The sequence below is a fragment of the Priestia sp. FW507-14D1A genome, assembly GCF_058781295.1.
Window position 1 is genome coordinate 229,729 of the sequence record NZ_JBYSWQ010000003.1, and the last position, 23,319, is coordinate 253,047.

Here is a 23,319-nt window from a genome sequence, read left to right on the forward strand (position 1 = left end):
AAGAGATCCGAACGATTAATCGTTCGGATCTCTTTTTTTTAAATATTAAACCGGTACCCTGCTCCCCAAACCGTTTCTAGGTACTGAGGGTCTGCTGGGTTTTCTTCTAACTTTTCTCTTAGTTTTCGAATGTGAACTGTTACGGTTGAAATATCTCCTGAAGAATCGAATCCCCATATTTTTTCAAATAGATGTTCTTTACTTAATACTTGATTTGGATGAGAAACGATAAACTTCAGCAAATCGAATTCCTTCGCTGTAAAAAACACTTCTTTGTCATTCACAAATACTCTTCTAGCGAGCGTGTCAATCGCTAAGCCATGAATGCGAATCATACGCTTTTCCTGCTTATCAGAGAGTCTTTCATATCTCGCTAAATGCGCTTTAACCCTTGCGACCAGCTCCCCAGGGCTGAATGGCTTGGTAATATAGTCATCTGCACCTAGCCCGAGACCTCTAATTTTGTCAATTTCTTCTTTTTTAGCTGAAACTAAAATGATTGGAATATCTTTTGCAGCTCGAATTTGCTTGCACACTTCAAATCCGCTCACTTTAGGAAGCATAATATCCAAAATAACCAGGTCAAAATGTTCATTTAACGCTTTTTCTAATCCCTTATCCCCGCTATATTGAACGTCTATTTCAAAATCGTTAATTTCTAAATAATCTCTTTGCAATTCAGCAATACTTACTTCATCTTCAACTAATAATATCTTCTTCATGTGTATCACCATTTTCATTCATTTTTTGCAAAGAAAAGAAAATACTTGTTCCTTCGCCAAGCTTACTTAGTGCCCAGATGTCTCCCCCGTGGCGTTCAACAATTTGTTTTGCAATGGCCAGTCCAAGTCCACTTCCTCCAGTATTGCTATTGCGGGACTGTTCTGCTCGATAAAACCGGTCAAAAATATGCGCTAATGCTTCCGGTGAAATCCCAGAGCCGTTGTCTTTTACTTCAATAATGAGTTCACTTTCGGTAGCAGAAAGAACGATATCGATTCTTCTTCTTTCTTTATCCATAAATTTAATGCTGTTGGTTGTTAAATTTATTAAAACTCTCCGCAGCTGCTCAGCATCTGCCTTTGCATACAGTGTCGTTAGAGAATCATTAGAAAATAAAACATCAATATCATGTTCGCTCATTTCAAACTGAAGCTCTTGCACATAACTTTCCATAAATGCTGAAATATTAAGTTTTTTAAACACAAATGGAATTTCGTGCAAATCCAATTTAGAAAATAAAAATAGCTCATCGATTAACGCATTCATGTCTTTTGCTTTTGTTGAAATCGTTAACAAATATTTAGAAAGCTTATCCGGCGTATTAGCTACTCCATCTTGAATTCCTTCTACATATCCTACAATGGAAGTAATAGGAGTTCGTAAATCGTGTGAAATACTTGAAAGCAGCTGCTTTCGATTATCTTCATATTGAATTTGCAGTTCAACAGAAGATTTTAGTTTTTGCCTCATTTCTTCAAAAGCTTGCGTTAATTCGCCTATTTCATCCTTTGAATTAGCAGAGATCTCAAAGTGAAGATCACCTTGTTTTATTTTTTCAGCCGCTTCTTTTAATTCACGAATAGGTTTAATAATGCTTCTTGAAACAAGATAGTTTAAAAATCCAATAATAACAATGACTAAAATTAATAGTAGAAAGATTAAAAAAGGGAAAATTCGATTAATAATACCTACATAAGGGCTGATTTTTCGCAAAACGTAAATGCTTCCTTTTTCTTGATTCGAGAAAGGAAAATCAAGGTTGATATATGTAAAGTACTGCTTGCCTATGCGCAGCATGTCCTGCTGATACGAATGATTTCCTTTACTTTTTTGATTCTTTGGCAAGTATTTACGAAGGTTTTCTCCTTTAATGGATTCTGAAGCATATACAACCTCTGTGTTTTTTTGAATCACAATATCAATATTTTCAAATTCATATTTTTTAACCATATCCGGCCGCAGCAGCTGCTCCGGTTTTTCTTCACTCAATAACTTTAAATCCAAGAATGCATTTTCTTCTTCTGGCGTTAACAATTTGTACTCATAGGAGTGACTGTACAGTTTTCTTACAAAATCGGCGTCTCCAGTAATAGAGAAGAAAATGAGAAAGCCCGATAAAAAAAGCAAAATAATAAAGACAAACACAATACTGATATACGTTAAAACAAAACGCAGTTGAATTGACATTTCTTACCCTATGCCCCTTTGGCTTTAACAAAACTATTTGATAGACTAGTAAAGGTGAATAACAAATAGATCGTTAGACATTATACATGTAGCAAAAATTAAAACAACAAAACAAATGTATATTCTCACTTTACCGTGATAGAGTGAGAATGAACACCACCTTTTTTACCATTTTATGAATTACTGGAAAATTATGATCTATTTTTCATAATATTCTTAGGCTGAAAGGTATACTATATGCCTTAATATTTTAAAAAAGGAGATTTTTTAATGAAAATTATTAAAGCTACTTCCTCTCACATCCCTTCTGTTGCCCGTCTGTACGTAGACAGCTGGCGCATTACATACAAAGAGTTAGTACCTGATGCTTATTTAAACAACTTGTCTTATGAACAAAGTAGAGAAAAATGGTCCCTTTTTCTTACCGATCCTTCTCATTTTATTTTGCTCGCTATCGATGAACGAGGAGAGATCGTCGGCTTTTCAGCGGGTAAGCCTCATTTGTCACGCGCTGAAATATACGCGCTATACGTTTGCAAGGAAGTGCAAAGCCAAGGAATTGGTCATCTTCTATTTTCTCATTCAGTAAAAGAATTTGCTGATCAGCAATATACGTCTATGATTATTTGGGCTATGAAGAAAAATAAGAAAGCGACTCAGTTTTATAAAAAATTAGGCGGCAAAAAAATCTTGAATCGTACAAGTCAGTTTGGAGAAACTAAAGTTGAAGACGAAGCATACGGTTGGGAACGTCTTCCTTCTAATAAATAAACGAGCACACTAGTGTGCTCGTTTATTTATTAGAAGATAATATTATTGAGCCGTTGTCTTTTTATCCGTTGAATGAGCTTTATTACAAAGCCCATTCCAGTGCCAAAAACAATTCCCTTGACTCACTATAAAACAATCCAGCCATTTCTGAAAATTCATATGTAATACATGTGCATCTTGAAACGATGCCTTCCGCTTTTTTACTATTATATATGCAGAGTGCGCTGATTTTTTAGAGTCAATGATAATCTCTTCTTCTCCGACAGACCCAATTGTCATATAAAGACTCTGACTTTTATAAGCTGTTTCTCTTACATCTTCTAAGCTATAAAGATTCCCTGCTATTTTTTTGTCAGCATCAATGAACAAATTACACCCATTTGTTAGCTGTAAAAACTGCTTGTAGTCTTCAGGAAGTGATACATGCATTTCTTCTTCAAAAACATTCAGTTGATTCTTGCTTACTCCATCAAAAAAAGCACACGTGGTTCTGTATACTTCTCCTTCATTTTTACACACTTCTATAACATTATTGTTTTCCCACAGCCGCTTTCGAAGTGAATTTATTATTTTTTCAATCATACTCTTCCTCCAAGCGTTGGATTTAAAACGGTTACATTACATTAATTAAACAATAATGTGCTAATTCCTTCTTTCCTACTAAATTATACGACAAACTTTAGAAATTCATGTTCAAATAACATAGAAAAAAGCAGCGAATATCGCTGCTTTACAGGTTATACAGGTGCTTTTTCTTCCTGTTCAGGATGGTGATCGTAATCAATAAGCGCTTTTGGAAGGCCGGTATATTTAGCCCAATAATAAATCCCAAGAGATACGACCGCTATGATAATTAAGTCTACAGGCGTATCGATCAAACCCTTTCCTCCGCCGAACGAACCAATATAAGAAATAAAGAGCATGATGATATAATAAGCAACTAACCACCAAGTTGATTTAATCTGCTGACGAAGACTTACTTCGTTTTTAGGCACATATTTAGCAAAAATCAAATATATAACAAACATAACCAATTGAGAAGTTAACAGCCATGAAATAGTCTTCCATCCTGACCAGTAGACAATAAAGGAAGCAAAAATAAAGGATAATGGACCAATTATACTCATTCCTCTTAATTTAAAAGGCTTTTCCAAATCTTTTGCATTCACCATAAAGGCCGCTGATGAAATTGGTGCAATCGCGTAAGAAAGAATAAGCGCAACAGAGCATACGTTTACGAGTGCATTCCATGAAGGAAATGGCAGTGTCCAAAAAATCGAAAGTCCTAATGAAAGCCATAGAGACGATCGAGGAATCCCTGTTTTTTTATCCACATGAGCAAACGTTTTAAATAGCGTACCATTACGAGACCAAGCATAGATAAGTCTAGATGTTGTATTCATAAAAATATTACCGTTACCACCCGGTGATAAAATAGCGTCTAAAATAACAAGTGTTGCTAGCCAGCCAAGGCCAAGAACAACAGCGATGTCTTTAAACGGCAGTGAGAATTTATCTTGAATGCCGGACCAACCGCCTTTAATCATGTCAGATGGAATAGCTCCGATAAATAATACTTGTAGGGCAGTATAAATGAGAGCTGCTAGAATGATACAAATCACAAGAGCAATTGGAATATTACGCTGAGGATTTTTCACCTCTCCAGCTACCGATACAATTGGATGAAGGCCTAAGTAGGCGAACATAACCCCGCCTGTGGCAATGGCGGCCTGGATACCATCAAACCCCCCGGGAGCAAACTCTCCCATCGTAAAGTTTCCTGACTTAAAATAAAATGCCAGCGTTACGATTACTGTAAGCGGTACAAAATATTTAAAAATAGAAATGATAATATTCGATTTTGCAAATGCTTTTACACTCCAGTAATTGAGTAAAAAGAATAAGCAAAGCAACACAAATTGTAGAATCCATCCAGATATGGTCGGTGAATCAGATCCAGATTTTGTTAAACCCGGAAACCAATAGGCCACATACTGTCTCACAGCTGTTACTTCGATAGCAATTAAGCTAGTGTACGCTACAATCGTAATAAATGAAATCATATAGCCTACAAGATGACCATGTGAATAAACAGGATATCGAATAATTCCTCCTGTACGAGGCAAGGCAGCCCCTAGCTCAGCGTATACAAGGCCTATTAATAAAATAATAACTCCACCAATAACCCAAGAAAAACTTCCTGCAGGACCGGCTTGCGTAGCGACATTACTAACGGCAAACAGCCAAGCGGAGCCAAAAATAGCCCCTAATCCAATCAATGTTAAGTCTAATAGGGATATCGTCTTTTTAAACGGACCTTTATTCTCCATAAGCTTCCTCCTTTGGATGAATCATCACTTTTGTTGTTTTTTTTGACAACATTCATATATATTCGATAATATGTGTCAAAATTTTTATTACTATACCCATTCAAAATCACTTTGAATCCCTTTTCTTAATTTCTACAGATTAATTAACAGAAAATTTTAAAAAATAACTCTTATATTCAAGACACACTAAAACTTTTTCTTCTCTTCTTTAATAGGTAAAATACTCAATAAATGAAAGGAGCTAGACAAATGACTTTACCAGAAAATTTGCCTGTTGATTTTACAGCTTACAACCACTTAACATTCCTTCCGCTCGGACGCAAAAATAAATCGATTCGGTCCGTAGGAAGTAAACATACTAAAGGGCTGCTTGGACGTTTAAATGACTACTTTGAGCGAGCAATGAATGAGTTATCTCAAGAAGATATAGTCCTTTTTCAAACGTTCTTATATGGAAGTCATAGGGGCGGTTTTCCCGTCGCAATTGATAAAAATGAAGACGTTTATCCTCACTTTTGGAAACCAACTTCATTCCTATGGAAAGAATATAATAAGAATCGCGGCATTCCTATTCATCATGATGAGCTTTATTCTCAAGATTTTACGGTTTTAACTAAAAATGAGTTGGAAAACTACCTCGGAAGTATTATGAAAGATTACATGTTTTGCGCTAGGATACATGATTCTTCCAAAGAAGAATGGATTCAACATATTAATAAGTGTTTCTTCAAACATCCGCTCATTTCCCTTTATCATCGAAATGCAGATGTGATTGAAGCAATTGAACAATCAAAAAAATCACCTTTGCTTTTTATTATGAAAAACCCTGAGCAAATTGCTTTTTGGCGCAATCGGATTGAAATCATTATGAGACCTTTTCGCTCTCTTTCTTCCACCGCCTTTGAGAGAGGTTTTTCAGATACGGAAGATACGGTATTAACTGTTCACGGAGAAAACGAGATCATTCGCTTAACTTCAGAAAACAGGGGTCTCGCCGTAACATATGATGTCACAAATGATACTATTTCACTCGATGATGAGTATAATGTAGTGCTAGCAGCGAAACGATTAGCTACAACTCAGCGGCAGTTCGAAGAGATTATAGATGAAAATGAAGAAGTAATTCAAAAACTGCTTGTCTTTTTTAAATGGAAAAGTCTTTTAAAGCATCATGAAGTGCACATCAAAGAGATCCAAGACAAATTGTGTAGCCTAACCACTTATCAACTTAATGAAGAACAAGTTTTACAGAAAAACGAGCCCTTTCTTTCCTTCATTCAAAACGTATTACAAGTGAAGACACCGAATGCCAATCTCGAAGTTGGTTCCATTCAATGGTTTTCACAGTGGGATTTTCCAGATGTCACCCTGCTGCAGGAAACAAACAAATTTACATGTTATATGAGTCCAAACGAAATAGAAACGAAGCTGACAGAAATAAGCGCTAAGATAGAAAATGAACTTCATAAGCAGCGTCAGGACCTGCTTTCGACTCCGCTAAAAATCGGTCAAATAACTTTTGATTCAAACCAAATGTTACGGCTATTAACACTTATAGATACCTTAAAAAACACGGAAACTCAGCAGGTTTACGTACAAATTTTAGAAGGCGTTTCTACTAACAGTATTCGTCAAAAAGAGCTCGATATAATACCCGCGTTTGGATTATTAAATTCCATAAAGCGCAAGCGCATTGTTACGTATTTACAAGAATTACAAAACTATCAGATGCTTAAAAAAGAGAAAAAAGGATTCAGCCTCACTCCAAAAGGAGAAGCCATCCGACGTCTATTTGAAGAAGAATCACGGAGAATATGAGATTGTATCTCACGTGATTCTTCTTTTTTGATTTTGAAGACTACTTTCTCTATTAAATGCTTATCATAATTAGAAACCTCCATTCATATAATCATTACTAGATTAGCAAAGTCCTTCATACCTATTAGCCTGACGCTGACATAGAGAGGAGATTTCGCCATTGAAATCTAGTAATCGCGCCAATTTTGTAGTGTTAACATATAAGATGGTTCTTGTTATTTTATCCGTTGTTTTAATGACATCATCTATCATTGTTCTAGTAAGTTACTCAGCATTTAAAGAACAGTTCAATTCTTCTATTGTCTATCAAACGTTATCAAAGCATAAAGCAGAAAGCCTTTATTATTTGATGAGCCAGGAAAACCACCACTTTTCAACGGCTTTTGATAAAAATTACTCGCCTCTAGGTCTTTCTTCTACACTGCTCGAGTTATCAACAAGTATTCGAGCAGAAGACGCGAGAAGCTTGTTTGGTTCAGAACTGCCTGGATTCAGTATTTACGACTCCAATATTATCATCGCCGGTGAAGGCACAAATTTCACCAACTTCCCTAGAGAATCTGCACCGCCGTTAGATGAAACGCTAAAAGAAAGAAATTCTACTACAAAAGTTCAGCAACCTAAAGAAAACGATGGTACGAACGCTCCAAATAATAATACAACTGGCGGAAAAAAGGTATTTTATATTTATCATACGCACAGCTGGGAATCTTACTTGCCTCTGTTAGGACTTGAAGGTGATCCAGATGCTAATAAAGCTGTAGATAGCAAAACCAATATTAATATAGTCGCAAATATGCTAGGAAAAGATTTAGAGGCTCAGGGAATTGGGGCAGAAGTGGATCAAACCAATATTGGACAGAAATTAAAAGAAAAAGGCTGGAACACCAACCAATCGTACGCCATGTCTCGTACAGTCATTGAAACGGCGATGACTGAGAATAGAGATTTAACTTACTTTATCGATTTGCATCGAGATTCGCTTCGAAAAGATAATACAACCATTAAGATTAACAATAAATCGTATGCAAAAGTTGTGTTTGTTTTAGGGAAAGCGAATCAAAACTTTGAACAAAACTTAAAAATGGCAAAAGCGCTTCATGAAGGTCTTGAAAAGAAATACCCTGGGTTAAGCCGCGGAGTTATTGGCAAAAACAAATCCAGCGGTAACGGTGTATATAACCAAGATGTTTCTAAAAATGCGATTTTAATTGAAGTGGGCGGGGTTGATAATAACTTTGATGAATTAACCAACACAGCAAAAGCACTGTCTGATGTCATTAGCCAATTTTACTGGCAAGCTGAAAAAGTAGATGCTCCTGCTCAATAAAAAAAGCCCTCTTCACTGAGGGCTTTTTAAAATTCAATTCCTTTTACAGCCGGAATTCCTTCATCATAATAATGTTTATGAGGCTTCATTTCCGTCACAAGATCTGCTGCATCCATCACTTCTTTTTTAGCAGAACGCCCGGTAATGACCAAATGCATATGCTCAGGGCGCTTTTGAATAAGATCAATTACTTCGTGTAGCGGTAGCACATCATCAATAGGAAATTTCTCGATAGCCAGTGCATTATTTAACTCGTCTAAAATAACTACATCATATTCGTTCGAGAAGACTTTTTCCTTCGTTAGCGCCCAAGCTTTTTGCAAAGCTTCACGATGTTCAGGCGGTGTTTTTGTCCACGTAAAGCCGACTCCTGTTTGAATCATTTCAATTCCTATTCTGTCAAACATCAGCTTTTCGCCATATGTACGCTGAGGAGATTTAATAAATTGAATCATTAATACTTTTTGTCCGCGTCCCGTAGCGCGCAACGCAAGACCTAAAGCAGCGGTTGTTTTTCCTTTACCGTCTCCGGTATAAATTAACGTAAGACCCCGTTTGTCTTTCAATCTAAAAACCTCTTTTTCTTCGAATTTCAGTTTACAGCCATGTTGTTTTTTCTGTAAACGGTGTTCTAGCAGGCTCTTTCATTTTTGTAAGAGACTCTTCATTTGGGTAACCTAAAAATACGTTTCCTACTACGACTTTACCTGAAGGCTTGCCGATAAACTCATGCAATCTCTCGTCTCGAACAAGACCAACGCCTCTTGTTCTCCAAACGAATCCAAGACCTAGTTCTTTAGCTGCTAGCCACATGGAATGAATCGCGCATGAAACCGCATATTTGTTGTCTTCAGTGGCTTCGTCGTCTCCTTCAACTGTGTCAGCAGTTACGACGATATGTACAGGCGTATTTTTTACTGCTTTTAACGAACTTTCTACTAAATGGGGCTTTGTAGGAAAGCGCTCCTTTAAATAAGCTTCAGCCAGTTCTTCATACTTCTTTTTTGCTTCTCCTTGAATCACATAAAAGCTCCAAGGCTCTCTCATTCGGTCATTTGGAGCCCATGTTGCTGCTTCAAGCAGCTGTTCGATTTTCTCTTGCTCCACTTCACGCGCTTCATGATCTCGTACCGCTCTTCGTTCTTTTAGCTGTGAGATAATCGTCATATTGTCTCCTCCTTTTAACATTAAAGCAGAATATTTTCCGCTCTTTCTTCGAACCATTTTATTTTTTCTCTAATTGTCACTACTTCACCTACAAGCACGATAGCAGGATGAGCAATTTCTGCTTTTTTTGCTATTTCTTCGATTGTGGCAAGCGTTCCTGTTACGGTGCGCTGATACTTCGTCGTTCCCCATTGAACAAGCGCTACTGGCGTATGTTTATCTCGTCCATGGTCCATCAACTGCTTGCATATATGAGGTAAATTTCCAACGCCCATGTAAAACGCAATTGTATCTATTCCTTGAGCAAGCGCTGACCAATTTAAATAATCTTTTCCTTTTTCTTCTCTTCCATGACCCGTTACAATCGCAAAAGAAGTGGCATGATCTCTATGGGTAACAGGAATTCCTGCATAAGCTGGAGCTGCAATTCCTGACGTGATACCAGGCACTACTTCGTAAGGAATTCCTTGAGTAGCAAGCACTTCAGCTTCCTCTGCTCCGCGGCCAAACACAAAAGGATCGCCTCCTTTTAAGCGCGTCACTACTTTTCCTTGAAGCGCTTTTTCAACAAGCAGTTCGTGAATACGATCTTGGATGACTCCGTGCTTACCCGGTAATTTCCCGCAAAAAATAAGCTCGGCGTCTTTTTTAGCATAGTTTAACAACTGTTCGTTGGCTAAGCGGTCATATAAAATAACATCCGCTTCTTGAATACACTCCATTCCATATACGGTTATTAGCTTCGGATCTCCTGGTCCTGCTCCTACTAAATATACTTTTCCAACTGTCACACGGCATCTCTTCTTTCTTTTTTTACCGCTTTACACTGTTCCACCCAGTTTTCTACCATCTTCGTAGAAGAGCCGAAATGAAAGTGCGTATAGCCGGCAATTAAATTATTGTTCATATAGCCTTCTTCTTTCATTCCTCGCATCCCTTTTGTATCATAGGCAGGCGAAAACTCTTTCTCTGAATGAAAAGTTGAATAATGAAATTCATGGCCTTTAGCTTGTATATCGCCTTTAAATAAAAAATTCCCCTGCTTTCCCGTTACTTCTCGGTACCCTAAAGCAGCTAATTTTGTCTGCATTCTTACTTGTCCGGGAATAAGCCCCACCATTTCATGGCATGTATCATCTGTTGTGACAATACCATCTGTTAAAAACATAAAGCCTCCGCACTCAGCTAGTGTAGGAATCCCTTTTTGGATAGCTGCTCGAACAGAATTTTTAACGTCGATTTGCTTAGCCAGCGTTTCAGCAAATTCTTCTGGAAATCCGCCTCCTATATAAAGACCGTCAGCATCTTGTGGAACCATTTCTCCTTTTAAAGGCGAAAATTCTACAAGCTCTGCTCCGTAAGCTTTTAACAATTCGAAATTTTCTTCATAATAAAAGTTAAAAGCGGCATCTCTCGCTACAGCAATTTTCACTTGAGGTACGGACGGCTTTGTAAAGATAGGCTCATTAATTTCTATTTTAGGAGCTAAAGCCAGTTCATATACTTTTTCGATATCAATTGTATCATGAACAAGCTTTCCTAACTGTTCAAAAAACGGTGTTAACTCTCCTCGTTCAATCGACGGAATGAGCCCGAGGTGACGTTCAGGAATCGTAAGATCATCGTTTCTTTTCAAGTAGCCTACTACAGGGATATGACATTCCTGCTCAATCGCTGCCTTAACAAGTTTATAATGTCCTTCACTTCCAACCCGGTTAGCAATTACACCAACGATGTTAGCTTCCGGTAAAAATTGCTGAAACCCTTTTACAATCGCCGCTGCACTTCTAGCCATACTAGCACAATTGACGACTAAAAGGACCGGGCTATTGGTGATTAAGCTGATTTCTGCTGTTGTTCCTTCGTTCGTTAACGGGTTTTTCCCATCGAAAAATCCCATAACTCCTTCCATGATGGAAATATCAGCATCTTCACTGGCGCGAGCGACAATTTCTCTAACCATATCGTGTTCAAGCATCCAGCTGTCTATATTTCGAGACGCTCGTTCTGTAACAGCCGTATGATACGTTGGATCGATATAATCGGGTCCGCATTTAAACCCTTGAACTCTGTAACCAGCTTGTCTTAATGCTGCCATCAGCCCGATTGTAAGTGTTGTTTTCCCTACGCCACTTCCGGTACCGGCAATGACGAGTCTTCTGTTTGACATGTTGCTCTCTCCTTTAGTCATATGGAATAAGTGCCACTGAAATGGTTACATTCCCTGACTTTTTCTTCACAAGTTCAAGCTTATCAGCACCGCTGTATAACATAGCAGCAGGTTCACTGACGCCATATGCACCTGTATATTTAAAGACAGTATCTGAAGGCTGTTGGATACTTATGCTGTTTAGCTCTTGGGGCGAATAATAGACAAACTCCCAGCCGTACTTAGATGCCACTTCTAACAGCCCTTCTTCATCTTTCTTTAACTCTATTGTACATAATGCTTTTACACTTTTCATTGAAAACTGAAGTTCAGCAAGCGTTTTTTCAATAACGGTTTCAATTTCCGCTGTACTTGTCCCTCGATTGCATCCCATCCCAATCGCCAGTACTTTTGGACGGTAAAGAACACCGTTTTCTAAGATCGCTTCTTCCTCTTCTTCTAAATTGCGATGCGTTACAACCAAGGCTGCATGTGGCGATGCTTCAAGAGCTGTCTGAATCGATGAATACGTTTTAATGTTAGCTGGAACAGGGTGTTCATAATGCCACCAGTTCTTTTCACCTGATTCTTGAACCACTGCTATTTCTTCTTCATTCACCACAGAAGCGCTGACAGGCGTTAGTTTTTCTGCTGATTCCCACACCCATCCAAAGCGCTTACCAAATAAATCAACTGGAATTGTTTTTTGCACATCGGATGCTGTTGTAATAACAGGATGAGCTTCAAGAGCTGCCGCAACTTCACGCGTAAGCTCATTTGCTCCTCCGATATGACCTGAAAGCACGCTGATGACATTTTCACCTTTATCATCAATGACAACAACCGCAGGATCCGTTTTCTTATCTTTTAAAATAGGGGCAATCATACGCACAACTGCTCCGAGTGAGATAATAATAATAAGTCCTTTATAGGATTCAAAAAGAGAAGGCAAAAGCATCCGAACGCTTCCTGAAAACAGCTGAATGTTCTGCTCTTGTTCGTCTCCTTTTTCAAATTTGCTCATGTAATACACGTCAGACTGCTGAAAAGTGCGGCCTAGATTTCTTGCAATTTCTACGCCGTGTTTTGTGATAGCTACAACGGCATAATCTCCGCGCTGTGTAATGAGGGCTTTTTTTCCTTCTTGGAGTTGAATCATTCCGACTTCACTCCTCTTCGAAAGCCATGGGTAAATGTTTTGTCATAAAGTTTTGAACGATAATCTTTGTCATGAATGTGTGGATCAAGTGCCCAGCCTGCCAAAATCATCGCCTGCTTGCGAATGCCGTTTGTTCGCATAGCATCATCTAGGTCTTTTACCGTTGTGCGAACAATTTTTTCATCTGGCCACGTTGCTTTATAGACTACTACAACCGGCGTGTCTTCACTCCAACCGGCGTTTATAAATTCTTTCATTACTTTTTTTGTGAGCGTCGCGCTTAAAAATAACGCAATCGTACATTTATGTTTTGCTAAATCAGTTAATTTTTCAAACTCAGGCACAGGCGTTCTTCCTTCAGCACGAGTTAAAATAACTGTTTGAGTCAAATCTGGAATGGTTAATTCCGCTTCAGCCGCTGCTGCAGCAGCGAATACGGAGCTGACGCCCGGAACAATTTCAATATCAACGCCTTCTCTTTTTAAAAGTACCATTTGTTCCATAATGGCTCCGTACATAGCGGGATCTCCGGTATGTACTCTTACAACCATTTTTCCTTCACGCATGCGCTCAAGCATCGTACCGACCATTTCTTCTAAATGCATACCCGCTGTTTTTAACACTTCAGCTCCTGGTTTAGACTTAGCAACTAGCTCTTGACTTACCAGTGAGTCAGCGTACAAGACAACATCTGCCTGCTGAAGTAATTTTAAGCCTTTTACGGTAATTAAATCTGGATCTCCGGGTCCAGCTCCGATTATGTATAACTTCATTTTCGCACCACCATTAGCGTTAAGTATTGTAAATCCGCTCCTTCTAGTTCTGAAGCTTTCCAGATAATTTCTTCATCTGACGTTACTTTTGTCACCACTGACGCTTTTTCAAGCAGATCAAGCTCTTTTAAAAGACCGACCATAAAATCGATGACTTTGGCCACTTTAATAAAAATGACGCAGTCGTTTTCCATTAATACTTTTTTCATTGTTTCATAATCTTCACGAGCAGGAACAATTGCTACGTGTTCATCACCGTCTGCTAACGGAATACCTAAACGAGATGCAGCTCCATTAATGGATGAAATACCAGGAATTACTTGAATCGGAGCTTCAGGGTGACGTTCTTGCATCAGGCGCATCATGTGAATAAACGTACTGTAAAGCATAGGGTCGCCTTCTGTGACAAATGCTACATCTTTTCCTTCCTGGAGCTTTTCCCATACTCGTTCTACCGTTTCGGTCCATTTTCTTTCCAAAATAGCAGGATCTTTTGTCATTGGAAACACAAGGCCGAGCATATCTTTTTCATTTGCACTGAAATAGACATCAATAATTTTTTGGGCGTAGCTTTTGCTTCCTTTTTGTTTTTTCGGATACGCGATAACGGGTGATTCTTTTAATTTACGAAATGCTTTTACTGTAATCAGTTCTGGATCTCCCGGTCCAACTCCAAGTCCGTACAATGTTCCAATCATATTCATTCTCCTCTTTTGGCTGTAATAATATAAATGGGGTTTAAAGCGTCAAATCGCGTTAAATGTAAAATGGGCTTGCTTCTTGAAATTTGTGCAAGCGTAACAGCAGTCTCGAATCCTCGCTCTTTAAAAGCTTTCATCGCTTCTGCTAAATTTTCAATCGTTACGGCATTTAATACGATGCGCCCTCCTGCATTTAATCGGCTGCAGCACACGTCCAAAATGGTTTCCATGCCTCCTGCTGTCCCTCCAATAAACACCGCATCAGGATTAGCAAACTCACTTAACCCTTCCGGTGCTTTTCCGTGCACAGTGTGGGCGTCTACTCGAAATTTCAATAGATTTTCTCTGCAGTTTTCTAAGTCTGCTTCATTTTTTTCCACGGCAAAGATTTGTCCTTCACGCGCAATTTTAGCCGCTTCAATTGCGACTGAACCCGTACATGTTCCGATATCCCATACGACGCTGTCTCTCTTTAGCTGCAGGGCGCTAATACTAAGTGTACGAACTTCTTTTTTAGTAATAAGTCCTTTGTCCGGCTTGCGTTGAATAAATTCATCGTCCTCTATTCCAAGAGGCCAAATTGGGCTTTTTTCTACCTGCTTTAATATCACGACATTAAGCGGGGAAAAGAGTTGATTCGCCGCTTCTTCCAGCGTAAGCAGCTGACAGCGCTCCGTTTCTCCTCCTAAATTCTCTGCTACAAACATCTTGTATTCCGTCATGCCAAATGACAATAAGTAGTTTGCCAGAGCACTAGGAGAATTTTGCTCATCTGTTAAAATCGCTACTTTTTTATGACCGTCTATGCGCTGAGCGAGTCCCTTTATACTTCTGCCGTGCACGCTTGTAAAATAAGCGTCTTGCCATCGCTCTTTTAAACGTGAGAATGCAAGCTGAATAGAACTTAAATAAGGATATATTTCAACGTCTAGCTTTGTAGAAAGATAGCTTCCTATTCCGTAAAATAACGGGTCGCCTGAGGCTAACACAACCACATTTCCTTCTTCGTTTTTTAAACGTTCAACAAGAGGAGAAAGACCCCCTTCAATCGCTACTTTTTCTCCTTCGAAATCTTGAAAAAAATCCAGGTGACGCTTTCCTCCAATTAGCACATCACTTTCATACACCCACTGTTCATACATCGGAAGCAAACTTAACTTCCCATCGTCACCAATTCCAATAATTTTAATTGCCATGTTGCACCGCCTGTCCTAAAAAATCTCCTTTTAATGTGTAAAGAGACGTATCGACATCGATTCCGTCCCCTACTTCCTTTAATGCTGATAAACAGCAGTACTCGCACAGTTTTTCAAAAAACTGATGATGACCGCTTTGCGTCATTAAATCTCCCACTTGAGAAGCTGTGTTTGCACCTTTTATTTCCTCTACCAGTTCAGCAGAAGCGCCTGACTCAGAAGCAGCTTTTGCTAAAAAATTAAAATCAATGGGTGCACTTTTTGAATGAACCATCATAACGCCCTGCGCGACTTTTGAAAACTTTCCCATCATGCCTACGAGCGACACTTTTTTCATTCCTTGCTTTTTACATTGTTTTAACGTAAATCCAACAAAATCTCCCATTTCGATAAATGCTTCTTCCGGAAGTTCAGGGAACTGTTTCATTCCATACTTTTCGCTTCGGCCCCCTGTCGTAATGACAACGTGCTCACAGTTACTCGCTTTAGCAACGCTGATGGCCTGAACGATACTTGCTTTATAAGCAGCTGTCGAGAACGGAACGACAATCCCCCGCGTCCCCAGTATCGAAATGCCTCCTAAAATACCTAGACGCGCATTTAATGTCTTTTTCGCCATTTCTTCTCCTTCAGGAACCGAGATGACAATCTTAACGCCTTTTTGTATATTGTATTGGGCTAGAAGCTGTTCAGCCGTTTCTTTCAGCATCTTTCTTGGAACAGGGTTAATGGCTGCCTCACCGACAGGAACTGGGAGACCGGGCTTTGTCACACGCCCTACTCCCACTCCTCCATCAATGATAATGTCTGCACCATTACACCACGAAACTTCAGAAATAATCAGCGCTCCGTGCGTGGCATCGGGATCGTCTCCAGCATCTTTAATGATGCTGGCTACAGCACTGCTTGTGCGATACTCGCATTCTTCAAGATGAAACGTAGCAAAGCGGCCGACAGGTAGGTAAATCGTTGACTCATCTTGCACTTCTCCTGAAATTAGCGTAAGCAGAGCTGCTCTCGTAGCTGCCGTTGCACAAGCGCCCGTCGTATAGCCTTCTCTGAGTTTCTTAGGTTCTTTTGGTACTTCCTTCATGCGTTACACCTGATCTGCAAGAATTGAAATTGCATTTAATGCAGCAACCGTTACCGTACTGCCGCCTTTTCGCCCGATGTTTGTAATAAACGGTACGTCAAGTTTTGCAAGTTCTTCTTTAGATTCAGCTGCTGAAACAAATCCTACCGGCAGACCAATAACAAGCCCAGGCTTCGCTTCTCCTTCTTTAATCAAACGAATTAATTCAAGTAAAGCTGTGGGTGCGTTCCCAATTGCAAAAATTCCACCGTCTGCTTCTTTGATGGCTTTTCGCATCGAAATAATTGCACGCGTTGTATTTAAGCGCTTTGCTTCTTCCATTACGTCCGGATCCGAAATATAAACTTTGATTTCACCGCCGTGTTTTTCAATTCGCTGCTTGTTTGTCCCTACTTGCACCATTTGTACATCTGCAACTACTTGCTTGCCGCTGCGAATAGCTTTAATTCCTGCTTGAATCGCATCTGGATGAAACAGCATGCTGCGCCCAAGTTCAAAGTCTGCAGACGCATGAATTACGCGCTGAACAATTGGGTACTGTTCGTCTGTAAACGGATGAGGCCCAAGCTCTTCTGTAATCATCTCAAAACTTTTTCCTTCTATTTGCTGAGGCTGAACAGTTAACGGTTTAAATTCTGTACGAAAATCCATCTCAATCAACTCCTATTTTGGTTTACTAAAGCATGAACCACTTCTTCAAAAGTGGAATACACGGTTCCATACTCAATTTTCGGTCGCCCAATCATAATAATATCTAAGCCTAACTCTTTAGCTGCTTCCACTTTTTCATCCACAGATCCAACTTTTCCGCTTTCTTTTGTGACCATGACCGTCACTCCGTATTGCTTATACAGCGCTCGATCAAACTCTTTTGTAAACGGCCCTTGAATAGCAATAATATTTTTTTGCGGGAATCCCAATTGCTGGCACTTTTCCATATTATCCAGCCTTGGAAGCATACGAGCAACAAGCCGTACATCTGAAAGAGGAAGCAGCTTTTCTGTAAAAACCTGCAGCGTTTTGCTGCCTGTTGTGAGCATAATAACTCCTTTTTTCACAGCTGCTACTTCTGCTGCTTCTTCATACGTAGAAACCATTGTCATATTATCATAGGTAAAAGCCTGCGAAGCCCGCTCATAGCGTATGTAAGGAATCGCTGTTTCAGCAGCTGCGCCGATAGCATTTTTAGACGCTTCTTCCGCAAAGGGATGACTTGCATCCACAATAGCTTTTACACGATGTTCGTTTACAAAATCCATCATATCTTCTTTTGTGAGACGTCCAATTTTCACTTTCACTTCTGCACGCTGTAATTCGATAGCTGCGTTTTCGGTTACAACCGTTGCCGTAACCTCATGACCTGCTTTTTTCACTTGCACGGCTAATGCACGTGCATCGCTAGTTCCGGCTAACAATAAAATCATTTTAGCCCGCCGACCTTATCTTCATGGTGGTCGTGGTCATGATGGTGATCGTGGTGATGGTGTCCGTGATCATGGTCATGATCGTGATGATGATGGTGATCAATATGCTCCATAATGCCGAGGCGATATTGACACGTATCGCAGTTCATTTTCACTTCCCCTTCTAATCCTTCTTCAGCACGTTCTTTTAAAATTGTCTGCAGTTTTGGGTGAAAACCGAAATAGCCGGCGAGCTTAAACTCAATGTTTTCATGCTGCATTTTATACTGCGTCACCATTTCTTCCAAACGCTTAATTAGTACTCCTGTAAATAAGAAATACGGGAGAATAACCACTTTTTTAGCGCCTAGTTTTAAACATCGCTCTACCCCTTCATCAATCAGCGGAGCAGTTACGCCCATAAAAGAAGTTTCAACGATTTTATAGTTTGTTTTTTCCCAAAGAAGGCGCGTAATTTTATATAAATCACTGTTTGCATCAGGATCACTTCCTCCTCGCCCTAAGACGATAACAGCCGTGTCTTCAGCTGGAGTTTCTAAATTCTCTCCTGATTCTTGTAATCTCGTTTTTAAAATTTCAAGGACTTCTTCATGAACGCCAATGGGACGTCCGTATACGAAGTTTACGTGTGGATATTTTTCCTTAGCTTCATCTATAGCCGCCGGAATATGTATTTTAGAGTGGCCCGCAGGCAAGAGCATAATTGGAATTACAACTACATCTTGTGCTCCTTTTGCCACACATGTATCAATGCCTTGACTTACATTTGGGCGTTCAAATTCTAGAAAACACGTTTCTACTAAAATAGATGCGTCCCAATCATGCTTCATAGTCGAAATAAATTCGCGAATTTGATCGTTCCCTTCAGGATCTCTGCTTCCATGACCGACAAATAAAACTGATTTCATATAATGCCCTCCCATTTTTTAATCTCCACACGGAGCTGGTTCTACTTTTATTTTTGGTGTTATATCTTGATAGTCGAATCCATAAACGTTCTTCACACGCTTAAAGAATTTATGAAACCGCTCATTAGGATGACCTTTTTCTTTATATTCATGGACAATGTTCTCCACTATTTCAACAATGTCGTCAGGCGCTATACCTTCCGCCACAATTTGACCTGAATGCGCATTGCGTCCAACCGTTTTAGCTCCTAAAAATAAATCAAACGCACCTTTTCTATAGACAATGCCGATATCTTCTTGAACAGCGCCATAGCAAGCCATACCGCATCCATTAATACCAAGCTTCAGCTCTTTTGGCATGTCCATTCCCCCGAGGCGTTTTTGTAATTCTTCCGTATGTGGAATAGCATCGCTTTTTTCTCCGTCACAAAAATCACACGCTTTAATTGTGAACACATCTCCGACCGGAGATAGTAAAAAGGAAGCTGCTTGGAGCTTTTTAATAATCACATCTGGCTGAGCCGTTGGGATTTGCAGTTTGATTTGATGGTCAGGTGTATACTCCATCGTACCTTTTTCACCAACAACTTCTGCTAGTGTTGTCATTTGAACAGGCGTGAATTTCTTATTGGCAAGTCCTGGACTAATCGCCACTTCGAAAATAGACTGTACTGGCTGACGTACGACCGCAGAAGTAGGTTCACCTAAAATTGCTTGAAGCGCTTCTTCTGCAAGAGCTCGTGAAGTTGCTGTTTCTTCTGTTTTGGTCTGAACTGCTTCAATAGTCGAAGCTGTTTGCTTTACAGTCTCTTCTTGATCGAGAGCCCATGGTTCTGCTTCTTTTCGAAGTCGCTGATGCGGTCTTAGCGGCTGCTCCGTTTGGTTGAGGGTATATTTTCGCTGATATCCGCGCGGTGTAATCATTAAATCGTCGTAAAAGAACGTAGATGAATTTCCGACAACAACGGTAGTCAGCATGCCAATTTCATGATTTAACATGTCTTTTAAGTTGGTCATTACGACTTCTTCACGGTCACGATAAGCGCTTTTCACAAGACCAACAGGCGTATCAGGGGAACGATACTTTAATAGAATTCTTTGCGCTTCAACAATTTGTCTTGTTCGTCTTCCGCTCTTTGGGTTGTAAAAAGCCACTACAAAATCTGCTTGTGCAGCTGCTTCAATTCTTTTTTCGATTAGCTCCCAAGGCGTAAGGTGGTCACTTAAACTAATTGTACAAGCATCGTGCATCACGGGCGCTCCAAGGAGAGATGCGCATGAATTGATAGCCGAAATGCCAGGAATTACTTCCAGCTCTACGCCCGTTTCTTTTTTCCAGCCTTTTTCAATCAACACTTCATACACAAGGCCTGCCATTCCGTATACTCCCGCATCTCCGCTCGAAATGACAGCTACGGTTTTTCCTGCTTCAGCTTGCTTTACAGCTTCCTGTGCACGGCTTACTTCTTCGGTCATTCCCGTACTAATAATTTGCTGATTCGTTAACAGTCCTTGAATTAATTCCACATAGGTTTTGTAACCGATGATCATATCACTTTCTTGAATGGCTTCTCTTGCTCGCTGTGTAATATGTTCAAAGCTTCCCGGCCCAAATCCAATAACTAAAAGTTTACCTTTCATGCTAGCTCCTCCTTTATGCGTTACTTTTTACTTTGTCAATTCCTTCTATGGAGTCACTGTTTTCCGGAGAAACGAAACCATTTTGATCATATTCATAAATAAGCGATTCCTTTATACTGCAGCCTCCTGCTAAATGTTCTTCGACAATCCGATGAGCCACGGTTTCAGTGACCTGCTTGTACCAATCTCCTGAAGGATAGACGATAGCTACAGGAGCATCTTTGCATCGTCCGTTACAACGTGTACGCGTTGTATGAACCGTTTCATCCAAATCCAGTTCTGTCACTTTATTTCGAATAGCTTGCGTGGCTTCTTCTCCACCTTTTCTCATACAGCTGCTTCCATTACAAATCAATACGTGATGTTTTGTTCCATTTAAGTTCCACGTCGTCACACTCATTCGCTCCTTTACTAAAAAAAGCGCCTCTATCAATGATAGAGGCGCAGAAAAATTCAAACTAAGTTTTTGCACTTCCACCTATATCCCGTAGGGTAAGCTTCGCATTAGAAAAAGGCTGGTTTCCTGACTTCGATTCATCACTTGATTGCGCCTTCCCGAATACAGTGGCATATGCAATCAGCTCATCTTCACAGTGGCGGGTACCGCGCTGGCTTCACACCAGACTTCCCATTTAACGCAATGTGGACATTGCGCACCTTTTTTGCACGATATGTAGTTTTGCGATACGAGAAAAACCCGCTTCGCTAATATGCGAGCGGGTAAAACGTCAGAATAAGAGTGTACACGAATGCCACTTTAAGCCAACGTTTCCCTTCCCGCTCCCCGGAGAAATAGAAACTTCACAATAAAGACAGGTCTCCTGACTTGTGTATCATTCTACTTGAGAACCTTCCCGTGATTTTTCCACAGTGGTTATACTCGTTCGTCCACACTTACAGTTGCGGGGGCAGTACTGGTCTTTCACCAGTTTCCCTATTAAGCCTTCTTGGCATCTTTACTGTTGCTGTTTGATATATATGAACCTTTTAAACTATCAGAATAATAGAAGTAACTACCATATCATAGCGTACATTTTTTTTTATTTCAACTCTATTCTTTTTATAGGATATAAAGAGCCATAAAAAAACAAGAGCAAAAAATCAGCTCTTGTTTTTCTACTTATATAGCTACCAATGTTAAATGAGGATCATTATAATACACGACTTCTGAAAGAACTTTACAGCCATTTGTTTTGGCAAAAGCTTCTCTCGCCTGCTTTTCAGTTTCAAATTCAAACATTTTCATTTCTTTTCCAGCATATACCGTCAGTACCCACATGAAAAGATTCGCCTCCGATTATTGTAGTGATCGCTATATCCACATTATGACGAAACCATTTCCTTTTGAAAACCCATTCTACAAAACTTGTCACAAGAAACTTTTAAAAATTTAAAAACATTTTAACTTCTGTAAATGAACAAAATGTACAAAAGGTTTAAGCAGTATTGTACCTTTTTAAAAAGGTGCTTTTTTAACCAACTGTTGATTCACCAGTAAAAAAATATATAGTATTTATAAAAAAAAAGAAGCCAGACAGCCGGCTTCTTTTTTAAGAAAGGAAAGAACAGACATCACAATCCCGTTCTGTTCTTTCCTTTGCATAAAAATACACTAATTAAATATCCCTTTCTTAAAGCAGAATCATGTTCGACTGAACATAGTAATAGAGAAGCTTATACGTATGATTCAATGAATCTTGATGCGTTCTCTCAAACGCATGAGAAGAATCAATTCCTGGACCAATCAAGCCGTGTACGATATCGTGTCCGGCACGAATAGCAGCAGAAGCATCTGATCCGTAAAACGGATAAATATCTAATTTGTACTGAATATCATGCTGCTTAGCTAGCTCCACTAAATGCTTTCTCAAACCGTAATGATATGGGCCGCTTGAATCTTTTACACAAATAGACACGGTGTATTCATCAGTAGATTGTCCATCTCCCATAGCACCCATATCAACCGCTAAGTATTCTACTGTTTGAGGCGTAATGTTCGAATTTCCTCCGTATCCAATTTCTTCATTATTTGAAATGAGAAAATGCGTAGTGTATGGCAGTTCGATCTGTTCTTCTTGAATTATTTTCATGAGCTGAAGCAATAAAGCTACGCTTGCTTTATCATCGAGATGACGAGATTTAATAAAACCGCTTTTTGTTATTTCTACACGAGGATCAAACGAAACAAAGTCGCCGACTTCAATTCCAAGACTGCGAACATCTTCTGCGCTATGTACTTTTTCATCCAATCGAATTTCTATATTTTCTTGATTCCGCTCAGCTTTCCCTGCATCTTTATACACATGAACAGATGTTTGATGCATAAGGATGGTTCCTTTAAATACTTCTCCTGATGAAGTTTCAATTTCACAATATTCTCCTTCAATAGAATTGTAGCGAAACCCTCCAATCAGGTCGATTTTCAGACGTCCACTCGGTTTGATTTCTTTTACCATAGCACCTAATGTATCGACATGAGCCGTCAGCATGCGGTGGTGATCTGTATCTTTACCGGGAATAGTAGCGACTAAGCCCCCTTTTCGATTGCGATACGTTTGAATATTTAGCTCTTTTACATAGTCTTCGACAAATGAAATTACCTTTTCTGTATTTCCAGAAGGACTGGGAATCGAAACAAGCTTTTTAATTAACTGAACAGTTTCCGTCAT

Annotated in this window: 23 protein-coding genes and 2 riboswitches; of the genes, 3 read left to right on the forward strand and 20 right to left on the reverse strand. The window is 39.5% G+C overall.

The features are described from left to right. Positions 1-38: 38 nt before the first annotated feature. On the reverse strand, positions 39-722 hold the full coding sequence (locus tag AC3WJG_RS14765) for a response regulator transcription factor (RefSeq protein WP_028408317.1): 684 nt from the start codon (positions 720-722) through the stop codon (positions 39-41). After that, positions 700-2,190 (reverse strand): sensor histidine kinase, encoded by a 1,491-nt coding sequence (locus AC3WJG_RS14770; protein ID WP_028408316.1) that lies wholly within the window; start codon positions 2,188-2,190, stop codon positions 700-702. Before AC3WJG_RS14770 ends, AC3WJG_RS14765 begins: the two co-directional genes overlap by 23 nt. A gap of 270 nt (positions 2,191-2,460) precedes the next feature. Here AC3WJG_RS14770 and AC3WJG_RS14775 point away from each other — a divergent pair, with 270 nt between their 5' ends. Further along, positions 2,461-2,961 (forward strand): GNAT family N-acetyltransferase, encoded by a 501-nt coding sequence (locus AC3WJG_RS14775; RefSeq protein WP_028408315.1) that lies wholly within the window; start codon positions 2,461-2,463, stop codon positions 2,959-2,961. 42 nt (positions 2,962-3,003) lie between these two features. Here AC3WJG_RS14775 and AC3WJG_RS14780 read toward each other — a convergent pair whose 3' ends face one another. Continuing rightward, on the reverse strand, positions 3,004-3,543 hold the full coding sequence (locus AC3WJG_RS14780) for an SMI1/KNR4 family protein (protein ID WP_050690216.1): 540 nt from the start codon (positions 3,541-3,543) through the stop codon (positions 3,004-3,006). 155 nt (positions 3,544-3,698) lie between these two features. Next, the gene (locus AC3WJG_RS14785; RefSeq protein ID WP_013057301.1) at positions 3,699-5,291 is read right to left on the reverse strand and encodes an APC family permease; all 1,593 of its coding nucleotides are present in this window, start codon (positions 5,289-5,291) and stop codon (positions 3,699-3,701) included. A 249-nt stretch (positions 5,292-5,540) separates the two neighbouring features. Between AC3WJG_RS14785 and AC3WJG_RS14790 the strand changes: the two genes are divergently transcribed. Both AC3WJG_RS14790 and spoIIP read left to right on the forward strand, forming a co-directional pair. Continuing rightward, the gene (locus AC3WJG_RS14790; protein ID WP_098524975.1) at positions 5,541-7,109 is read left to right on the forward strand and encodes an RQC-minor-2 family DNA-binding protein; all 1,569 of its coding nucleotides are present in this window, start codon (positions 5,541-5,543) and stop codon (positions 7,107-7,109) included. Positions 7,110-7,269: 160 nt separating this feature from the next. After that, the gene (gene spoIIP, locus AC3WJG_RS14795; protein ID WP_337134367.1) at positions 7,270-8,439 is read left to right on the forward strand and encodes a stage II sporulation protein P; all 1,170 of its coding nucleotides are present in this window, start codon (positions 7,270-7,272) and stop codon (positions 8,437-8,439) included. Between the two features lie 26 nt (positions 8,440-8,465). Here spoIIP and cobO read toward each other — a convergent pair whose 3' ends face one another. The 16 genes from cobO to AC3WJG_RS14875 all read right to left on the reverse strand — a co-directional run bounded on the left by cobO (position 8,466) and on the right by AC3WJG_RS14875 (position 23,319). Next, positions 8,466-9,005 (reverse strand): cob(I)yrinic acid a,c-diamide adenosyltransferase, encoded by a 540-nt coding sequence (cobO, locus tag AC3WJG_RS14800; RefSeq protein ID WP_013057304.1) that lies wholly within the window; start codon positions 9,003-9,005, stop codon positions 8,466-8,468. A gap of 31 nt (positions 9,006-9,036) precedes the next feature. Continuing rightward, positions 9,037-9,606 carry a nitroreductase family protein gene (locus tag AC3WJG_RS14805; RefSeq protein ID WP_028408310.1) on the reverse strand — a complete coding sequence of 190 codons (570 nt, stop codon included), beginning with the start codon at positions 9,604-9,606 and terminating at the stop codon, positions 9,037-9,039. A 20-nt stretch (positions 9,607-9,626) separates the two neighbouring features. Next, positions 9,627-10,397, reverse strand: a complete 771-nt coding sequence (gene cobA / locus AC3WJG_RS14810; protein ID WP_013057306.1) for a uroporphyrinogen-III C-methyltransferase — start codon at positions 10,395-10,397, stop codon at positions 9,627-9,629. Then, on the reverse strand, positions 10,394-11,776 hold the full coding sequence (locus AC3WJG_RS14815; protein WP_098333073.1) for a cobyrinic acid a,c-diamide synthase CobB: 1,383 nt from the start codon (positions 11,774-11,776) through the stop codon (positions 10,394-10,396). Before AC3WJG_RS14815 ends, cobA begins: the two co-directional genes overlap by 4 nt. Before the next feature lie 13 nt (positions 11,777-11,789). Further along, on the reverse strand, positions 11,790-12,914 hold the full coding sequence (locus AC3WJG_RS14820; RefSeq protein WP_098249575.1) for a cobalt-precorrin 5A hydrolase: 1,125 nt from the start codon (positions 12,912-12,914) through the stop codon (positions 11,790-11,792). Next, on the reverse strand, positions 12,911-13,687 hold the full coding sequence (gene cobM, locus AC3WJG_RS14825; RefSeq protein WP_028408307.1) for a precorrin-4 C(11)-methyltransferase: 777 nt from the start codon (positions 13,685-13,687) through the stop codon (positions 12,911-12,913). The genes AC3WJG_RS14820 and cobM overlap by 4 nt, the downstream gene beginning before the upstream one ends. After that, positions 13,684-14,385 (reverse strand): precorrin-2 C(20)-methyltransferase, encoded by a 702-nt coding sequence (cobI, locus tag AC3WJG_RS14830; RefSeq protein ID WP_013057310.1) that lies wholly within the window; start codon positions 14,383-14,385, stop codon positions 13,684-13,686. Before cobI ends, cobM begins: the two co-directional genes overlap by 4 nt. A 2-nt stretch (positions 14,386-14,387) precedes the next feature. After that, positions 14,388-15,584, reverse strand: a complete 1,197-nt coding sequence (locus AC3WJG_RS14835) for a bifunctional cobalt-precorrin-7 (C(5))-methyltransferase/cobalt-precorrin-6B (C(15))-methyltransferase (protein WP_028408305.1) — start codon at positions 15,582-15,584, stop codon at positions 14,388-14,390. Beyond that, positions 15,574-16,677: a cobalt-precorrin-5B (C(1))-methyltransferase gene (locus tag AC3WJG_RS14840; RefSeq protein WP_028408304.1), complete on the reverse strand. Its 1,104-nt coding sequence runs from the start codon at positions 16,675-16,677 to the stop codon at positions 15,574-15,576. The genes AC3WJG_RS14835 and AC3WJG_RS14840 overlap by 11 nt, the downstream gene beginning before the upstream one ends. A 3-nt stretch (positions 16,678-16,680) precedes the next feature. After that, a complete protein-coding gene (locus AC3WJG_RS14845) occupies positions 16,681-17,328 on the reverse strand; it encodes a precorrin-8X methylmutase (protein WP_013083415.1) in 648 nt (215 codons plus the stop codon). Positions 17,329-17,333: 5 nt separating this feature from the next. Next, positions 17,334-18,101 carry a precorrin-6A reductase gene (gene cobK / locus AC3WJG_RS14850; RefSeq protein WP_028408303.1) on the reverse strand — a complete coding sequence of 256 codons (768 nt, stop codon included), beginning with the start codon at positions 18,099-18,101 and terminating at the stop codon, positions 17,334-17,336. Further along, positions 18,098-19,009 carry a sirohydrochlorin chelatase gene (locus tag AC3WJG_RS14855; RefSeq protein WP_028408302.1) on the reverse strand — a complete coding sequence of 304 codons (912 nt, stop codon included), beginning with the start codon at positions 19,007-19,009 and terminating at the stop codon, positions 18,098-18,100. Before AC3WJG_RS14855 ends, cobK begins: the two co-directional genes overlap by 4 nt. A gap of 18 nt (positions 19,010-19,027) precedes the next feature. Then, the gene (gene cobJ / locus AC3WJG_RS14860; RefSeq protein WP_337134368.1) at positions 19,028-20,650 is read right to left on the reverse strand and encodes a precorrin-3B C(17)-methyltransferase; all 1,623 of its coding nucleotides are present in this window, start codon (positions 20,648-20,650) and stop codon (positions 19,028-19,030) included. A 13-nt stretch (positions 20,651-20,663) separates the two neighbouring features. Next, positions 20,664-21,044 (reverse strand): (2Fe-2S) ferredoxin domain-containing protein, encoded by a 381-nt coding sequence (locus AC3WJG_RS14865; RefSeq protein WP_016764370.1) that lies wholly within the window; start codon positions 21,042-21,044, stop codon positions 20,664-20,666. A gap of 102 nt (positions 21,045-21,146) precedes the next feature. Beyond that, a riboswitch (cobalamin riboswitch) is annotated at positions 21,147-21,326 on the reverse strand. A gap of 118 nt (positions 21,327-21,444) precedes the next feature. Further along, positions 21,445-21,623: riboswitch (cobalamin riboswitch) on the reverse strand. 147 nt (positions 21,624-21,770) lie between these two features. After that, the gene (locus AC3WJG_RS14870; RefSeq protein ID WP_013057318.1) at positions 21,771-21,929 is read right to left on the reverse strand and encodes a hypothetical protein; all 159 of its coding nucleotides are present in this window, start codon (positions 21,927-21,929) and stop codon (positions 21,771-21,773) included. A gap of 352 nt (positions 21,930-22,281) precedes the next feature. Then, a complete protein-coding gene (locus AC3WJG_RS14875; RefSeq protein WP_028408300.1) occupies positions 22,282-23,319 on the reverse strand; it encodes a M42 family metallopeptidase in 1,038 nt (345 codons plus the stop codon).

Bases quoted from the DNA above. Each gene is read 5' to 3' on its own strand.
- AC3WJG_RS14855 (WP_028408302.1), bottom strand. From the start codon at position 19,009: ATGAAATCAGTTTTATTTGTCGGTCATGGAAGCAGAGATCCTGAAGGG.
- AC3WJG_RS14870 (WP_013057318.1), bottom strand. From the start codon at position 21,929: ATGTGGGTACTGACGGTATATGCTGGAAAAGAAATGAAAATGTTTGAA.
- AC3WJG_RS14770 (WP_028408316.1), bottom strand. From the start codon at position 2,190: ATGTCAATTCAACTGCGTTTTGTTTTAACGTATATCAGTATTGTGTTT.
- AC3WJG_RS14805 (WP_028408310.1), bottom strand. From the start codon at position 9,606: ATGACGATTATCTCACAGCTAAAAGAACGAAGAGCGGTACGAGATCAT.
- AC3WJG_RS14875 (WP_028408300.1), bottom strand. From the start codon at position 23,319: ATGACGGAAACTGTTCAGTTAATTAAAAAGCTTGTTTCGATTCCCAGT.
- cobI (WP_013057310.1), bottom strand. From the start codon at position 14,385: ATGATTGGAACATTGTACGGACTTGGAGTTGGACCGGGAGATCCAGAA.
- AC3WJG_RS14790 (WP_098524975.1), top strand. From the start codon at position 5,541: ATGACTTTACCAGAAAATTTGCCTGTTGATTTTACAGCTTACAACCAC.
- AC3WJG_RS14840 (WP_028408304.1), bottom strand. From the start codon at position 16,677: ATGAAGGAAGTACCAAAAGAACCTAAGAAACTCAGAGAAGGCTATACG.
- AC3WJG_RS14785 (WP_013057301.1), bottom strand. From the start codon at position 5,291: ATGGAGAATAAAGGTCCGTTTAAAAAGACGATATCCCTATTAGACTTA.
- AC3WJG_RS14765 (WP_028408317.1), bottom strand. From the start codon at position 722: ATGAAGAAGATATTATTAGTTGAAGATGAAGTAAGTATTGCTGAATTG.
- AC3WJG_RS14845 (WP_013083415.1), bottom strand. From the start codon at position 17,328: ATGGATTTTCGTACAGAATTTAAACCGTTAACTGTTCAGCCTCAGCAA.
- AC3WJG_RS14815 (WP_098333073.1), bottom strand. From the start codon at position 11,776: ATGTCAAACAGAAGACTCGTCATTGCCGGTACCGGAAGTGGCGTAGGG.
- AC3WJG_RS14820 (WP_098249575.1), bottom strand. From the start codon at position 12,914: ATGATTCAACTCCAAGAAGGAAAAAAAGCCCTCATTACACAGCGCGGA.
- AC3WJG_RS14780 (WP_050690216.1), bottom strand. From the start codon at position 3,543: ATGATTGAAAAAATAATAAATTCACTTCGAAAGCGGCTGTGGGAAAAC.
- cobK (WP_028408303.1), bottom strand. From the start codon at position 18,101: ATGATTTTATTGTTAGCCGGAACTAGCGATGCACGTGCATTAGCCGTG.
- cobJ (WP_337134368.1), bottom strand. From the start codon at position 20,650: ATGAAAGGTAAACTTTTAGTTATTGGATTTGGGCCGGGAAGCTTTGAA.
- AC3WJG_RS14775 (WP_028408315.1), top strand. From the start codon at position 2,461: ATGAAAATTATTAAAGCTACTTCCTCTCACATCCCTTCTGTTGCCCGT.
- cobM (WP_028408307.1), bottom strand. From the start codon at position 13,687: ATGAAGTTATACATAATCGGAGCTGGACCCGGAGATCCAGATTTAATT.
- AC3WJG_RS14835 (WP_028408305.1), bottom strand. From the start codon at position 15,584: ATGGCAATTAAAATTATTGGAATTGGTGACGATGGGAAGTTAAGTTTG.